Here is a 15,052-nt window from a genome sequence, read left to right as displayed (position 1 = left end):
TGACCGGCCCTGGTTTCGTGGAGGACGCTGCCGCGTTTCCGGCATGTTTCATTGCGTGAAGGTGACCGAAACCTCACCGGGAACGGAGCAGCGGCCTCCGCCGCTCCGTCCGCGACAGGGGACGGAGCCGCGAAGGCCGCCGGGGCAGGTGGTTACGGGGTGACCTTGTTGCCGCCGAAGGTCACGACGAGGGACCCGTCGCCGGCGAAGGACCAGTCCATCGCGCCGGAGTACGCGGAGCAGGCCGGACCGTTCGAACCGGTCCAGAACTGGTTGGAGCCGTCGGCGTCGCCCACGGTCTTGTCGTTGGACCCGTCGTCACTGCGGCAGGAGACGTTGCCGCGGTACACCGAAGTCCCCTTGTCGAAGGAGAAGTTGCGCTCGGCGTTGTCGATGCTGACGTTGTCCGACACCGTCATGGAGCCGGGGTTGCTGTTGTAGGTGAAGCCGTGTTTGCCGTTGTCGTAGGCGATGTTGCGCCGCACGACGTGGTCGACCTCGATGCCGTCCCCGCCCAGCTTGTAGCCGTTGCGGTCGCCGTCGGAGTTCACGGTCCCGTCGGAGAGCGTGCCGTTGTCGTACGCGAGCGAGTCCTCGATGGTCACCGGGCCGATGGGGCCGGTCTCCGACTTGGTGTAGAGGTCCCAGCCGTCGTCGATGTTGTTGTGGGAGACGGTGTAGCGGAAGACGTTCCCGGGGCCCGAGGTGAGCTTCGACGCGAAGCCGTCGGCGTCCTCGCCGTCGGAGTCCGCGTTGTCGTGCGACTCCGAACTCAGGACGAGGTTGTGCGACGGCCATTCGTCATCGGGAGTGTCGGAGGCGATCCGGGAGATCTGCAGGCCCGAGTCGTGGTTGAAGCGCGTCACGACGTGTTCGATGACGTTGTTGCTGCCGCCGACGAAGATCCCGTTGTCACCGGCGTGTTCGACGACGATGCCGTCCACGTGCCAGTAGTCGGCGTTGAGAGCGAGGCCGCGGTTCGCCGGGTCCTCGCTCATGGCCGAGAAGTTCAGCACCGGGGTCTCGCCCGGGTAGGCGGCGAGCGTCGTGCGGGCACTCGCCGAGCCGTCGTGGCCCGGCGGGACGGTGACCGTCTCGGAGTGCGCGTACGACCCGCCGCGCAGGTAGATCGTCCCGCCGGAGGCGACGCGGCTGATCGCCGAGGCGAGTGTGGTCGGGGCCGACTCCGTGCCGGCCGCGTCCTCGGTGCCGTTCGGTGCGACGTACAGGGCGTCGGCGGCCACCGCGACCGGGGCGCCGAGGGCGCCGGCGCGGGCGGGGGTGCTGTCGGGGGTGGCCTGCGCCACGGTTCCGGACAGGGCGACCAGTGAGCCTGCCAGCAGGCTGACGCACGCGATGACGGGCTTCTTCTTCTGCATCGTTCGTCTCCAGGTTGGGGGTTCGTCCGACCGGCGGGGGGTGAACTCCGGCCCGTGGGGGGCCGGGCTCCGACCGGATGGGGGTCGAGCGGCGAATCCGGAAACTCCTCGGCGCGACAGCTCCGTGCCGGACGGAACCGCCGTGCGGGGTGGGGGCACGGGGTGGCACCTCCCGGTGTGGCCCGCGCGATGTGTTCGGGTGTCTGAACAGCTCGCGGGGCCGACACCGCACTCGCGGGGTAGCAAGCGCTTTCTGGGACCGTAGGCTTGTGTCGTGACCGCGTCAATACATGTGTACGTGATTCCTGTTCACTGACCTGAACGACTCGGGTCGTTTCCGCATCGATCGCGCGCGGGGCCGGTCGAAGGAGCGCGCGAGGCCCATGTCGGATTTCCGCCAGCCCCGCGGCCCCTCCGTGCCCGATGCTTGGACCATGCACACCGACACCGAGCGCTGCGTGAGAGCCGTACGGTCGAAGGACGCCCGCTTCGACGGCTGGTTCTTCACCGCGGTCCTGACCACCCGGATCTACTGCCGGCCGAGCTGCCCGGTCGTGCCGCCGAAGGCCCGGAACATGACCTTCTACCCCAGTGCCGCCGCCTGTCAGCAAGCCGGATTCAGGGCATGCAAGCGGTGCCGCCCCGACACCAGTCCCGGCTCCCCCGAGTGGAACGCCCGCGCCGACTCCGTCGCCCGCGCGATGCGTCTGATCCAGGACGGCGTCGTCGACCGGGAGGGCGTGCCGGGGCTCGCCGCCCGGCTCGGATACTCCGCCCGGCAGGTCGAGCGCCAGCTCCTCGCCGAACTCGGCGCCGGCCCGCTCGCGCTGGCCAGGTCCCAGCGGGCGCAGACCGCCCGCGTGCTCATCGAGACGACCGCGCTCCCGATGGCCGAGGTGGCGTTCGCGGCCGGGTTCTCGTCCGTCCGCACCTTCAACGACACCGTGCGCGAGGTGTTCGCCCTCGCCCCGAACGAACTCCGCAGCCGCGCGGCGCGGGGGAGTCTGGCTCCGGGCACCCCCGGTGTCATCGCCCTGCGGCTGCCCTACCGGGCGCCGCTCAATCCCGGCAACCTCTTCGGGCACCTCGCAGCCACCGCCGTCCCCGGTGTCGAGGAATGGCGTGACGGTGCCTACCGCCGCACGCTCACCCTCCCGCACGGGCACGGCATCGTGGCTCTCTCGCCCCGGCCCGGCCACATCGACTGCCGGCTCTCGCTCACCGACCCCCGCGACCTCACCCAGGCCATCAGCCGCTGCCGCAGGCTCCTGGACCTTGACGCCGACCCGGTCGCCGTGGACGGCCAACTGCGCTCCGACCCCCTGCTGGCCCCGCTGGTCGAGGCCGGCCCGGGGCGCCGGGTGCCGCGTACGGTCGACGCGGCGGAGTTCGCCGTACGCGCGGTGCTCGGCCAGCAGGTCTCCACGGCGGCGGCCCGGACCCACGCCGCCCGGCTGGTCCGTGCCCACGGAGTGCCGGTGGACGACCCCGACGGCGGGCTGACCCACCTCTTCCCTGACCCCGAGGCGCTGGCCGGACTCGACCCCGAGGCCCTCGCGCTGCCCCGCAGCCGCCGCACCACACTCACCACGCTGGTGACCGCCCTCGCGGACGGGTCCCTGCATCTGGGGGAGGGCACCGACTGGGACGAGGCCCGCGCCGAACTGGCGGCACTGCCCGGCTTCGGCCCCTGGACCGTCGAGGTGATCGCGATGCGGGCCCTCGGTGACCCGGACGCCTTCCTCCCGACCGACCTCGGGATCCGCAGGGCGGCCGAGCAACTCGGTCTCCCCGCGACCCCCGCGGCCCTCACCGCACGCGCGGCCCGGTGGCGCCCCTGGCGCGCGTACGCCGTGCAGTACCTGTGGACCGTCGACGACCACCCCATCAACCATCTCCCCGCCTGAACGCAAGAGGACGCGCCCATGACCACGACATCCACGACGAACAGACGGCACACGGTCGTCGACAGCCCGTACGGGGCGCTCACCCTGGTCGCCACCGACGGGCTCCTGTCCGGCCTGTACATGACCGGGCAGAGGCACCGGCCGGCCGAGGAGACCTTCGGCGCACCGGACGACCGGCCCTTCGACGAGGCCGTTCACCAGCTCGACGCCTATTTCGCCGGAGAGCTGACGGAGTTCGACCTGCCGATGAACCTGGCCGGTACTCCGTTCCAGCGCAGCGTCTGGGCCGAGCTCGTGCGGATTCCGTACGGCGAGACCCGCTCCTACGGCGAACTCGCCGAAAACCTCGGCAAGCCCGGCGCCTCACGGGCGGTGGGCCTCGCCAACGGAAAGAACCCGGTCGGGATCATCGTCCCCTGCCATCGCGTCATCGGAGCCTCGGGGGGCCTGACGGGATACGGCGGCGGCTTGGACCGCAAGCAACGGCTGCTCGCCTTCGAACGGGGCGCGGAGGCGGAGGTGCCGGTCCTGTTCTGAGCGGGGCGAGGGCGGACTGTCCCGTCCCGCACGGGGTGGTCTGTCCCGTCCCGCACGGGGTGGTCTGTCCCGTCCCGCACGGGGTGGTCTGTCCCGTCCCGCACGGGGTGGACTGCCCCGCCCCGCACGGGGTGGTCTGCCCTCCGCCCCCGCACGAGGAGGTCCGCCCTCGCTCCCGCACGAGGAGGTCTGCCCTCGCCCCGCACGGGGTTGCCGCCCTCGCCCCGCAGGCTCAGCCGGTGAAGATCTCGACCAGGGACCAGATCGCCAGGCCGAGCATGCAGAGGCCACCGATGCGCTGCACCGTCTTCAGCGGCACCCGCTTGGCGATGAACCGGCCCGCGAGCAACGCCAGCGCGGACACCGACATCAGGGCGACCGCCGAACCGATGGCCGTGGACCAGGCCCCGTTGCTCGCGGCGAGGTTCGCGGTGGTGATCTGGGTCAGGTCACCCCACTCGCTGATGAACACCGCCATGAAGGCCGTCGAGTAGACCGGCCAGAAGCCGGTGACCGTCTTGATCTCCTCGTCCTCGTCGTCCTCCCCGCCTCCGCTGCGCAGCAGCATGAACGCGCCGAAGGCGAAGAGGGCCGCCGACACCAGCTTGACGGTCCAGTCGGGCAGCAGGCCGATCAGACCACCCGCCCCGACGGCGATGGCGACGTGCACGACGAACGCGGAGGACGTGCCGAACCACACGTAGAGGGGGCGCATGCGCGTGCCCATGGCCAGCGAGGCGAACATCGTCTTGTCGGGGAGCTCCGCGAGGAAGATCAGCCCGAAAGCGGTGAGGATCGCCAGGGGGTCGAGATGCATTCCGGGTGGCTTTCTGTGTGAGCCGGGCCCCGGGCCTTCCGCGAAGTGCCACTCGGGCTTTTTCGGAGGACCACTCGGCCCGGCATGACCGCAGCGCCCGCGGGCGCGGGCGTGTCATACCTGACCGAAGGTCTCGCCCACCCGTAAGGATCTACGAGCCCGGCCACCGGGAACCCGGAGGCTCCAGTGTGTCGACGACCGGTTTGCGGGGCTACTCCCCTTCGCAGCCGTCAACGATACCCCATCGGACCTGCGGGGGAGCGGCTCGGTACAGTCCTCGGGTGATCATCCATGCCGTCCCCGGGAGTGCACCCGTATGAGCCGCCGCCCCCGCAAGACCGCCGGAACGGGGCCGTCCCTGCCCACGGTGAGCGTCTGCCGGGGCTGTTGCTGCGGCACCCCGAAGATCCCGGGCGTGGACCACGCCGGACAGCTCGCACAGCTGCGCCGGTCCCTCGACGGCGCCGCCACCGTGCGTGCGGTGGAATGTTTGGACGCCTGCGAGCACGGAAACGTCATCGTCGTACAGCCTTCGGCCGAGGGCCGCCGCGCCGGCGGCCGGCCCGTCTGGCTCGGGCTGGTCAACGACCCACAGGCCGTCGCCGACATCGCCACATGGGCGGGGGAGGGCGGGCCCGGCCTCGCGGACGCGCCGGAGATCCTCGACCTCTACACCTTCAGTCCTTCCCGCCGGATCCGGGCCGGACTGGACGGTGAAGGGGCTTGAAGGACCGGATGCGCGGCAGCAGGCGAGCGGCGGACCGGCGCACCCGCGTGGCGCTCGTACTGGCCCTCGGCGGACTGCTGAGCGGATGCGGGCCCGCCCCGGCGCCCCCGAGACCGCCATCGGCCGAGGAAGTGCCTTTCTGGCAGGCCGAGTTCGACGGAGTCGCGGCAACCCGTCCGTCGGAGGAGTCCTGGACCACCGAGACCGGCAACCGGGACGCCGAGGGGTGGGGCAACAACGAGCTGCAGTACTACACCGAGGATGCGGCCAACTCCGCGCTCGACGGCGCGGGGCACCTCGTGATCTCGGCCCGGCCGGCCCCCGACGGATCCGAACTTCCCTGCTGGACGCAGGAGTTCTGCAGCTGGACGTCGGCCCGTCTGACCACGGAGGGAAAGGTCGCGCTCACTCACGGACGTGTGGAGGTCCGCGCGAGAATCCCCACCGGCACCGGACTGCTGCCGGCGATCTGGATGCTGGGCGACAACGGAGTCGAGTGGCCCGGACAGGGGGAGATCGACATCTGCGAGGTGGTCGGCGGAGAACCGCGAACGGTCTACGGCACCGCGCACGGGCCGACCTACTTCAACGAGAAGGGGCTCGGCGGCTCCGCCACCCTCACGGCCGACGCCTCGCGGGGCTTCCACACCTACGCCGTCGACAAGCAACCGCGCCGCATCACCTGGTCCGTCGACGGAGAGCCGTACTTCACGCTGACTCCCTCGCAGCTGCCCGCGCCGGACGACTGGGTCTTCGAACAGGACATGCACCTGCTGCTCGACGTCGCCGTCGGGGGCGACTGGCCCGGCCCTCCCGACACCTCGACGCCCTCCCCGGCGACGATGACGGTCGACTACGTCCGCTTCTACGGCGAAGGCCACGCCTGAACGTCCGCGAAGTCCACGCCTGAACGTCCGCGAAGTCCACGCCTGAAGGTCCGCCGGAGGGCCCCTTCAGGCCCGACCGGGGCCGGACGCCCCAGCAGCGCGGGCAGCGCGCTTCCCGGTCGTCAGGCCCGGTCGGGGGCCGGACGACCCAGCAGCACGGGCAGCGCGCTTCCCCTGCGTCAGGCCCGATCAGGGGCCAGCCGCTCCAGCAGTGCGGGCAGCGCGGTCCCGATGGGCTCGCGGACGACCTCCTCGGCCAGTTCGTCGTACGGGGTCGGCTCGGCGTTCACCACGACGAGCCGGGCCCCGTGCTCCACGGCGATGCCCGCCAGCGAGGCGGCCGGCTGCACCTGGAGCGTGGTGCCCACCGCGATGAACACCTGGCTGGCCTTGGTGATCGCCATGGCCTCGGCGAGCACCTGCGGGTCCAGCCGCTCGCCGAACATCACCGTCGCCGACTTCAGGATCCCGCCGCACACCGTGCACGGCGGGTCCGTCTCGCCGGCCTCGACGCGGGCCAGTGCGTCCGCCATGGCCGACCGGGCGTGGCACCGGGTGCAGGTCACCTCACGGGCCGTGCCGTGGAGTTCGACGACCTTGCGGGCGGGCAGCCCGGCCAGCTGGTGCAGTCCGTCGACGTTCTGGGTGATCACGCGCACCGGGGTGCCGGACCGCTCCAGATCCGCCACCGCCCGATGGGCGGCATTCGGCTCGGCGGTCCAGGTGGCGCTGGTGCGGCGCATCTGCCAGGAGCGGCGGCGGATCTCCGGATCGGACATGTAGAAGTCGTAGGTGACGAGCTTCTCCGCCTCCGGGTCCTTCCGCCAGAGGCCCTGCGGCCCGCGGTAGTCGGGAATGCCGGAATCCGTGGAGATGCCGGCGCCGCTGAGGATCGCGACGAGAGTCATGATCCGAGCCTACGGAGGACCGGGTCCCGCTGCGAAGACATTTACGCCAGGCGCCCGTAGGGTGCCGCCCATGGCGAAAATCGAAGTCACCCTGGACGCTGAACTCGTCGTCGAGGTCATGGTGCTCGCGGGCGTCGGCAATCCGCAGGACGCCGTCGAACTGGTCGTACGCGACTACATCGCGCGCGGCCACCGCACCGAGGCCCGGGCCGCCGGGCAGGACGACGCGAGGCGGGAGGCCGACGCCAGGCCCCAGGACCCGCAGGGCTGATCCGTCACGCCGTGACCGGGGCGCCGTCCTCGAGCTCCGCCGCCCCCGCACCGGAGTCCAGGACCTCCAGCGCCGCGAGGATCCGTGTCGCGTGCCGGCCCCGCAGGTGGCTGGTGAGGTCGGCGCGGTCCACCAGCCGCCAGGACAGGAGCTCGGCCTCCTGGAGCCGGATCGCGTCCAAGCGCTCCTGCGGGAGCACACCGCCGTCGTAGACGTACGCGACGATCGGCGGACGCCCCTCGCCTCGCGTCCAGTCGACCGCGAGCATCCGGCCCGGTGCGACGTCGAGGCCGATCTCCTCCGCCGTCTCCCGGCGCGCGGCCTGCCGAGGGCTCTCGCCCTCGTCCGACTCGACCGTGCCGCCCGGGAGCGCCCAGCCCTCCCGGTAGTTCGGCTCGACGAGCAGGACCCGGCCCCGCTCGTCCCTGAAGAGCGTGGCGGCCCCGGCCAGTACCCGGGGAAGGCCTGCGATGTACGTGGCGTAGTCAGCGGTGGTCATGAGGGCAGCGTAAGGGCAGCTCACGGGCTGGCCACGTGGTTTCGGACAGCCATGGGCAGATCAGGGGTGGTGCGGATAGGGTCGGGTCGGCGCGACTGCCTGTTCGAAAGCAAAGGGATGCAAGGTGACGGACGGAGCAGCGATGAAGACCGCCCACGTGCTCGTGGCGGCGGACAAGTTCAAAGGATCGCTCACCGCGGTGCAGGTCGCGGAGCGCGTGACGGCCGGGCTGCGGCGCGTGGTCCCCGGGGTGCGGGTCGAGACCCTGCCCGTGGCGGACGGCGGCGACGGCACGGTCGCGGCGGCGGTGGCCGCCGGGTTCGAGCGCCGCGAGGCCCGGGTGACCGGCCCGCTGGGCACCCCGGTCACGGCGGCGTACGCGGTGCGTGACACCACCGCGGTGGTGGAGATGGCCGAGGCCTCGGGGCTCCAGCACCTGCCGGCCGGAGAGTTCGCCCCGCTCACGGCGACCACCTACGGCTCCGGCGAACTCCTGACCGCCGCGCTGGACGCGGGGGCCCGGACGATCGTGTTCGGAGTCGGCGGCAGCGCCACGACGGACGGCGGCGCCGGCATGCTCGCCGCCCTCGGCGCGCGCTTCGTGGACAGGGACGGCAAGCCCGTCGGACCCGGCGGCGGCGCGCTCGGGGACCTGGCCGACGCCGACCTCTCGGGGCTCGATCCCCGGATCGCGGACATCGATCTGATCCTCGCCAGCGACGTGGACAACCCCCTGACCGGCCCGAAGGGCGCCCCCGAGGTCTACGGGCGGCAGAAGGGCGCCACCGAGGACGACATCGCGGTCCTCGACGCGGCGCTCGCCCACTACGCGTCCGTCCTGGGGCCCGAGCACGCCGAGCTGCCGGGGGCCGGTGCCGCCGGAGGCATCGGCTACGGGGCACTGGTCGCCCTCGGGGCCCGCTTCCGGCCGGGCATCGAGGTCATGCTCGACGTCCTGGGCTTCGCTCCCGCGCTCGCCCGGGCCACTCTCGTCGTCACCGGTGAGGGCTCGCTCGACGAGCAGACCCTCCACGGCAAGGCCCCGGCGGGGGTCGCCGCGGCGGCCCGCGCGGCGGGCGTGGAGGCGGTCGCCGTCTGCGGACGGCTCGCCCTGCCGCCGGAGGCGCTGGGCAGGGCGGGCATCCGCCGGGCCTACGCCCTGACCGAGCTGGAACCCGACCCCGCCGTCTGCATGGCACAGGCAGGTCCGCTGCTGGAACGCGCGGCCGAGTCGATCGCCCGCGACTTCCTGTCCTGACGACTCGTCATGAGGGGGCTGTCCAAAGGGACTTCCCCCTCATGGCCGGGCCGTGGTCAGCCTGAAGGCGTCCAGTGCCAGCGTCATCTCGATCATCTCGCGCGGCCGTGACAGCGAGCGCGACGTCAGTCGCTCCAGCCGCCGCAGACGGTTGAGCACGGTGTTGCGGTGGCAGTACAGCCGCCCGGCCGCCCGCCCCGCCGACCCCCCGCACTCCAGCCAGGCGTCGAGCGTCCGCACCAGCAGCGCCCGGTCCGCCGCTTCCAGCGCCAGCAGCGGCCCCAGCACGTCCGCGACCAGCAGGGCCGACAGCTCCGGCTGACTCACCACCAGGGCCGCGGGCAGCCTCTCCTCCAGCCGTACGATCCCCGTCGTGCCCGGCGGGCACGTCAGCAGGGCCACCTCGGCCAGCCGGCGCGCCGTACCCAGACCGGCCAGACCGTCCGCCAGCGGACCGGTCCCGCCCGGCCCCGGACACCGCCGCGCCAGCAGCTCGATGAGCTCCGCCGGATCCCGGTCACCCAGGGCGACGACCACGATCTCGCGGTCCCCCCGTCTGCGGCGGACCGCCCGCAGGCCGTCCGCGTCCATCGCAGCGCCCGCCGGCCCGCCTCCGCCCTCCCGCAGCACCACCACCACGTAACGGCCCTGCTCGTCCAGGCCGAGACAGCTCGCCGCGCGTGCCGCGAGGCCCGGCTCGCACCGGCCCTCCAGCAGGGCGTCGAGCAGCACCCGGCCCCGCTCGTCACTGCGCCCCCGCATCTTTTCGCTCCGTCCCGCGGCCGAGCCGCTCCTGGCTGGTGAGGATGCCACCGGCCGCACCGGTGACGACGGCGCGTCGCCGGCCTCTGTGCGCGCGCACAACCGGGCCGTTCGAACACTGGTCACCCGCAGCGAGTGCGCCCCGGACCGTGGACGCGCGCCGCGCCCGCTGCTGGTCTGTGGCACCACAACGACCAGTCGGAAGGAGGAGGACGCATGGCAACGCTCGAGATCCGCGAACTGTCCGTGGGCTACGGCCCGGTACGGGCACTGCGCGACGTCTCCGTCGACGTGCCGGCCGGCGCGATCACCGCTGTACTCGGTGGCAACGGCGCCGGCAAGACCACGCTGCTGCGGGCCGTATCGCGGACCCTCGGCTTCCACCGCGGGACGGGTACGGGCACGATCAGCTTCGACGGCCGCCCCCTGGACGGGCTCCGCCCCGCTCAGGTGGTGGCGGCCGGAGTGATCCAGGTGCCCGAGGGCCGGCAGGTGTTCGCCCGGATGACGGTGGCCGACAACCTGCGGGCAGGCGCGCTCGGAGCACGCGGCGGACGCAGGGCGGCTGCCACGGCCCTCGACCGCGTACACGAGCTGTTCCCGGTGCTCGCCCAGCGAGCCCACCAGCGGGCCGGCCTGCTGTCCGGCGGTGAACAGCAGATGCTGGCGATGGGGCGGGCCCTCATGGCCGCGCCCCGGCTGCTGCTGCTCGACGAGCCCTCCCTCGGCCTCGCCCCGCTGATGGCGGCGAAGATCGCCGAGACGATCCAGGAGATCAACGCCGGCGGCACCTCCGTCATGCTCGTCGAGCAGAACGCGGCCATCGCGCTGCGGCTCGCCTCCACCGCGTACGTCCTGGACGTCGGCGAGGTCGCCCTCCACGGCCCGGCGGACGAGCTGGCAGCCTCGGACGAGGTCCGCCGGCGCTACCTCGGCGTCGTCGACGAGACGGCCGCCGAGGACGCGGCGCAGGCGGAAGGCCTCACCCGCGGGCTGAGCAGGTGGTCCGCGTGACGACCGCCCCCGCCGCGCTCACCGTGCGCGACGTGACCGTGCGCTTCGCCGGGCTCACCGCCCTCGACGCGGTCTCCTTCACCGTCGAACCGGGCAGCGTGCACGCCGTCATCGGACCCAACGGCGCCGGCAAGTCCACCACCTTCAACGTGCTCTCCGGCGTCTACCGCGCCACCTCGGGCAGCGTGCACCTCGGCTCCACCGAACTCACCGGCCTCGCACCGCACAGGATCGCCGACCTGGGCGTCGCCAGAACCTTCCAGAACCTCGCGCTGCCCCCGCACGCCACCGTCGCCGAGAGCCTGATGCTCGGCCGGCACCGGCTCACCCGCGCCGGTTTCCTCGCCTCCGGACTGAGGCTGCCCTCCGCGACCCGGGAGGCGCACCGGCATCTCGAACGGGTCCGCGAGATCGCCGCATTCATCGGCCTGGAGAAGGAACTCGACTTCCCCGCCGGGGCCCTGCCCTACGGGAAGCAGAAGCTCGTCGAACTCGGCCGCGCGCTGTGCATGGAGCCCGAGGTCCTGCTCCTGGACGAACCCATCGCGGGCATGACCGCCGACGAGCGCCGCCGGACCGCGGCCGTCGTCGCCGGTGTGCGCGACAGCCTCGGCATCTCGATCGTCATGGTCGAACACGACATGGGGGTGGTGATGCGGCTCGCGGACGCCGTGACCGTACTCGACTTCGGACGCAGGATCGCCGGCGGCACGCCCGCCGAGGTCCAGAACGACCCGGCCGTGGTCCAGGCCTACTTGGGGGCGCAGGAATGACCACCTTCATCGAACTCCTCCTCGGCGGCCTGTCCATCGGCTCGGTCTACGCGCTGATCGCGCTGGGCTTCGTCGTCATCTTCAAGGCGACCGAGGTCGTCAACTTCGCCCACGCCTCCCTGCTGCTGGCCGGCGGTTACGTCACCGCCGTGCTCCACGACGACATCGGTTTCTGGCCGGCGCTCGGCGTGGGGATCGCGGGCGCGGCGGTCGTCGGTTCGGCGGTCGAGTTCTTCGTGATGCGCCGCTACCGGGGAAGCGACCAGAGCGTCCTCGCCATCGTCACCATCGGCGTCGACATCCTCCTCACCACCGAACTCGTCCGGCGCATGGGAACCGACGTGATGTCGCTCGGCGACCCGTGGGGCGACGACGTCGTCACCATCGGGGGTGTCACCCTCGCCGAGACCCGCATCGCGGCGTTCCTCGTCGCGGGGCTGCTCATCACGGTGTTCCTGCTCGCGTTCCGCTTCACCTCGTGGGGCGTCTCCATGCGAGCCGCGGCCGAGAACCCGCAGACCGCCGCGCTGATGGGCATCCGCCTCGGCCGGGTCTCCCTGTCCGCCTGGGCGGTCGCCGGAGCGCTCGCCGCCGTCGCCGCACTCTTCCTGACGGTGTTCCCGACCCCCGGCCTCGAACGGGCCACCTCGCTCGCCGCGCTCAAGGCGTTCCCCGCCGCGATCCTCGGAGGCCTCGACTCGACGACCGGGGCCCTCGTCGGAGGGCTCCTCGTCGGAGTCACCGAGTCACTCGCCACCGGCTACCAGAGCGACCTCTCCTTCCTCGGACGCGGCATCGGTGACCTCGCTCCGTACCTGGTGATGGTGGTCGTCCTGCTGGTCCGGCCGGCGGGCCTCTTCGGTACGAAGGAGCTGTCCCGTGTCTGAAGCCACCAAGGACGCCGTCGCGCCCGCCCCCGCCGGGGCCACCACCACCCCCGCAGGGGAGTCCCTCACCGCCCGGCTGCGCCGCCCGGCTCCGTACCTCTGGCTCGCGGGGTCGGTCCTGCTCCTCCTTCTCCCGTTCTACCTCGACCGGTTCTGGCTCCAGGCAGGGCTGTTCGCGATGGCCGCCGCGATCGGGGCGATCGGGCTGAACCTGCTCACCGGCTCCACCGGCCAGCTCTCCATGGGGCATGCCTTCTTCCTCGCGGTGGGCGCGTACGGCTACTGCATCCTGGGCGGGGAGAGCAGCACGGAGAACGGGCACGCCGTCACCGGCCTGGGCCTGCCCACCTGGCTCGCCGCCGTCCTGGCCGTGCTCCTGGCAGGCGCCGTCGGCGGGCTCTTCAGCCCCATCGCGGGGCGGCTGAGCGGCGCCTACCTCGGAATCGCCACGCTGGCGCTGATTTTCATCGGCCAGCACGTCCTGTTCAACGCGGGCTCACTCACCGGCGGTTTCAACGGCCGCCCGGTGCCGCCCCTCTCACTGTTCGGGTTCACCTTCGACGACGCCGAGGTGGTCGTGGCCGCCGTGCCCTTCCAGTCGTCCGAGAAGCTCTGGTACCTGGCACTGGCAGCGCTCCTGGTCAGCGGGCTCTTCGCCCGCGGGGTGCTGCGCGGCAGGCCCGGCCGCGCGCTCAACGCCATCAGGGACCACCGGATCGCCGCCGGGGTGATGGGCGTGCCCGTCGCCCGGTACCGGGCCGGTGTCTTCGTCCTGTCCTCGATGTACGCGGGCCTCGCGGGCGTCCTGCTCGCGCTGGTCTTCCAGCGGACCGTGCCGGAGTACTTCGGCATGATCCTGTCCCTCGAATACCTCGCCATGATCGTCATCGGCGGGCTGGGCAGCGTGGCGGGAGCCGTCATCGGCGCCGCGTTCGTCTCCCTGCTCCCGCAGGTGCTCACCCACTACAGCGACTCCCTGCCCCTGGTGTCCGCCCCTGGTACGGGCGGCATCGCACCGGGCGAGGCGTCCCGCTATCTGTACGGCGCCGCGGTCGTCGCGGTCGTCCTGTTCCTGCCCGGCGGCATTGCGCGTCTGAAGACTCCAGGGGAGAAGAAGAAATGAAGCTACGTGTTGTCGGAGCCGTCGTGGCGGCTCTCACCCTCACCCTCGCGGGATGCAGCGAGAAGGCGAAGTCGTCGGACGACGGCGGCGCGGACAAGAACGGGGTGAAGGCCGGTGAGGGAGTCACCGACTCCAAGATCACCCTGGGTGCCCTCACCGACATGACCGGCGTGTACGCCTCGCTCGGCAAGAGCGTCACCCAGGCCCAGCAGCTCTGGGTCGAGGAGACGAACAAGGCCGGCGGCATCTGCGAGCGGCAGATCGAACTGACCGTCCGCGACCACGGGTACGACCCGCAGAAGGCGATCGGCGCCTACACGGAACTCGAACCGAAGGTACTGGGCTTCACGCAGTTCATCGGCTCGCCGTTCGTCTCCGCCGTGGAGTCCCGCATCGACGGCCAGGACAAGGGCATCGTCCTTCCCCAGGCATGGTCGGCGAACCTGGTCGGCTCCAAGTACGTGCGCGTCATCGGCGCCACGTACGACGTCGAGACGATCAATCTGATCGACTTCCTGCTGGCCGAGAAGCGCATCGCCAAGGGCGACAAGATCGGTCACGTCTACTTCGAGGGCGACTACGGCGAGAACGCCCTGGCCGGCTCGAAGCACGCGGCGGCGGAAGCGGGCCTCACCGTCGTCGAGCAGAAGATCAAGCCGACCGACAACGACATGACCGCCCAGGTCTCCGCGCTCAAGCAGGCGGGCGTGAAGGCGATCGTCATCAGCGCCGGACCGCGCCAGGCGGCCTCGCTGGTCGGCGTCGCGGCGGCGACCGGCTTCGACGTGCCGGTCGTCGGCAACAACTCGGCCTACGCCCCGCAGCTGCTGGCGACACAGGCGGGTGCCGCGCTGCAGAAGGACTACTACATCGGCGCCTCCACCCTGCCCATCGGTGACGCCGGCGCGGGCCCGGCCAAGTTGGCCAAGGCGTACACCGCCAAGTACCCGAAGGACGGCCTCGACAACGGCGTCATCGCCGGATACAACGCGGCATCCGTCTTCGGCGAGGCGCTGAAGAAGGCCTGCGACTCCAAGGACCTGACCCGTGAGGGAGTCGACAAGGCCCTGCTCACCATCAAGGACTTCGGCGGTGACTTCGGGATCTCGCACGACTTCACCGACCCGGCGGCGCCCTCCACCCGGCAGACCGTCGTCATGAAGCCCGACGCGAAGGCTCCGGGCGGCCTCAAGGTGGTCCGCCCGGCCGAAGTGGCCCCGGCCGCCGAGTCCTTCACCCTCAAGCCCTGACCTCTGCGCACGGCGACGGGCCCGGCCACCCAGGCCGGGCCCGTCCGTGTGCG

At 71.9% G+C, this 15,052-nt stretch carries 16 protein-coding genes; 11 read left to right on the top strand and 5 right to left on the bottom strand.

Annotated features, from left to right (window positions below; all coding sequences use genetic code 11):
- Positions 1-152 precede the first annotated feature (152 nt).
- Complete coding sequence (locus ACFYQ6_RS24145) at positions 153-1,379, bottom strand: right-handed parallel beta-helix repeat-containing protein (protein WP_361577422.1); 1,227 nt, start codon at positions 1,377-1,379, stop codon at positions 153-155.
- A gap of 434 nt (positions 1,380-1,813) precedes the next feature.
- Between ACFYQ6_RS24145 and ACFYQ6_RS24140 the strand changes: the two genes are divergently transcribed.
- Positions 1,814-3,286, top strand: coding sequence for an AlkA N-terminal domain-containing protein (locus tag ACFYQ6_RS24140; protein ID WP_361577425.1), 1,473 nt, complete (start codon positions 1,814-1,816; stop codon positions 3,284-3,286).
- Positions 3,287-3,304: 18 nt separating this feature from the next.
- Positions 3,305-3,823 carry a methylated-DNA--[protein]-cysteine S-methyltransferase gene (locus ACFYQ6_RS24135; protein ID WP_361577428.1) on the top strand — a complete coding sequence of 173 codons (519 nt, stop codon included), beginning with the start codon at positions 3,305-3,307 and terminating at the stop codon, positions 3,821-3,823.
- A gap of 232 nt (positions 3,824-4,055) precedes the next feature.
- Here the strand turns inward: ACFYQ6_RS24135 and ACFYQ6_RS24130 are convergent, their stop codons facing one another.
- Positions 4,056-4,640 carry a TMEM165/GDT1 family protein gene (locus tag ACFYQ6_RS24130; protein ID WP_361577431.1) on the bottom strand — a complete coding sequence of 195 codons (585 nt, stop codon included), beginning with the start codon at positions 4,638-4,640 and terminating at the stop codon, positions 4,056-4,058.
- 316 nt (positions 4,641-4,956) lie between these two features.
- Between ACFYQ6_RS24130 and ACFYQ6_RS24125 the strand changes: the two genes are divergently transcribed.
- On the top strand, positions 4,957-5,367 hold the full coding sequence (locus ACFYQ6_RS24125; protein WP_388764827.1) for a (2Fe-2S) ferredoxin domain-containing protein: 411 nt from the start codon (positions 4,957-4,959) through the stop codon (positions 5,365-5,367).
- An 8-nt stretch (positions 5,368-5,375) separates the two neighbouring features.
- Positions 5,376-6,254: a glycoside hydrolase family 16 protein gene (locus ACFYQ6_RS24120; RefSeq protein ID WP_361577437.1), complete on the top strand. Its 879-nt coding sequence runs from the start codon at positions 5,376-5,378 to the stop codon at positions 6,252-6,254.
- Between the two features lie 179 nt (positions 6,255-6,433).
- Here ACFYQ6_RS24120 and ACFYQ6_RS24115 read toward each other — a convergent pair whose 3' ends face one another.
- Entirely contained in the window at positions 6,434-7,162 is a 729-nt protein-coding gene (locus ACFYQ6_RS24115; protein WP_361577440.1) for a Sir2 family NAD-dependent protein deacetylase, read from the bottom strand.
- 70 nt (positions 7,163-7,232) lie between these two features.
- Between ACFYQ6_RS24115 and ACFYQ6_RS24110 the strand changes: the two genes are divergently transcribed.
- Positions 7,233-7,433: a DUF2191 domain-containing protein gene (locus tag ACFYQ6_RS24110; RefSeq protein WP_356740992.1), complete on the top strand. Its 201-nt coding sequence runs from the start codon at positions 7,233-7,235 to the stop codon at positions 7,431-7,433.
- Positions 7,434-7,437: 4 nt separating this feature from the next.
- Here the strand turns inward: ACFYQ6_RS24110 and ACFYQ6_RS24105 are convergent, their stop codons facing one another.
- Complete coding sequence (locus ACFYQ6_RS24105; protein ID WP_361577443.1) at positions 7,438-7,932, bottom strand: NUDIX hydrolase; 495 nt, start codon at positions 7,930-7,932, stop codon at positions 7,438-7,440.
- 142 nt (positions 7,933-8,074) lie between these two features.
- On the opposite strand from ACFYQ6_RS24105, the gene ACFYQ6_RS24100 reads away from it, so the two are divergent.
- Positions 8,075-9,190 (top strand): glycerate kinase, encoded by a 1,116-nt coding sequence (locus ACFYQ6_RS24100; RefSeq protein ID WP_361577959.1) that lies wholly within the window; start codon positions 8,075-8,077, stop codon positions 9,188-9,190.
- A 39-nt stretch (positions 9,191-9,229) separates the two neighbouring features.
- Here the strand turns inward: ACFYQ6_RS24100 and ACFYQ6_RS24095 are convergent, their stop codons facing one another.
- Positions 9,230-9,952 carry a helix-turn-helix domain-containing protein gene (locus ACFYQ6_RS24095; RefSeq protein ID WP_388764823.1) on the bottom strand — a complete coding sequence of 241 codons (723 nt, stop codon included), beginning with the start codon at positions 9,950-9,952 and terminating at the stop codon, positions 9,230-9,232.
- A 216-nt stretch (positions 9,953-10,168) separates the two neighbouring features.
- On the opposite strand from ACFYQ6_RS24095, the gene ACFYQ6_RS24090 reads away from it, so the two are divergent.
- The 5 genes from ACFYQ6_RS24090 to ACFYQ6_RS24070 are packed head-to-tail and all read left to right on the top strand — an operon-like array spanning position 10,169 to position 14,999.
- Positions 10,169-10,966 carry an ABC transporter ATP-binding protein gene (locus ACFYQ6_RS24090; RefSeq protein ID WP_361577449.1) on the top strand — a complete coding sequence of 266 codons (798 nt, stop codon included), beginning with the start codon at positions 10,169-10,171 and terminating at the stop codon, positions 10,964-10,966.
- On the top strand, positions 10,954-11,739 hold the full coding sequence (locus tag ACFYQ6_RS24085) for an ABC transporter ATP-binding protein (protein ID WP_361577452.1): 786 nt from the start codon (positions 10,954-10,956) through the stop codon (positions 11,737-11,739). The genes ACFYQ6_RS24090 and ACFYQ6_RS24085 overlap by 13 nt, the downstream gene beginning before the upstream one ends.
- Positions 11,736-12,626, top strand: coding sequence for a branched-chain amino acid ABC transporter permease (locus tag ACFYQ6_RS24080; protein ID WP_103514469.1), 891 nt, complete (start codon positions 11,736-11,738; stop codon positions 12,624-12,626). Before ACFYQ6_RS24085 ends, ACFYQ6_RS24080 begins: the two co-directional genes overlap by 4 nt.
- Positions 12,619-13,749 carry a branched-chain amino acid ABC transporter permease gene (locus ACFYQ6_RS24075; RefSeq protein WP_361577456.1) on the top strand — a complete coding sequence of 377 codons (1,131 nt, stop codon included), beginning with the start codon at positions 12,619-12,621 and terminating at the stop codon, positions 13,747-13,749. Before ACFYQ6_RS24080 ends, ACFYQ6_RS24075 begins: the two co-directional genes overlap by 8 nt.
- Entirely contained in the window at positions 13,746-14,999 is a 1,254-nt protein-coding gene (locus ACFYQ6_RS24070; protein WP_361577459.1) for an ABC transporter substrate-binding protein, read from the top strand. The genes ACFYQ6_RS24075 and ACFYQ6_RS24070 overlap by 4 nt, the downstream gene beginning before the upstream one ends.
- The last annotated feature ends 53 nt before the right edge of the window (positions 15,000-15,052 follow it).

The sequence above is a fragment of the Streptomyces sp. NPDC005494 genome, assembly GCF_042872025.1.
In the GTDB taxonomy this organism is placed as follows: Bacteria; Actinomycetota; Actinomycetes; order Streptomycetales; family Streptomycetaceae; genus Streptomyces.
Note: the sequence above shows the minus strand (reverse complement) of the source record. Positions and strands in the feature narration are given on the sequence as shown.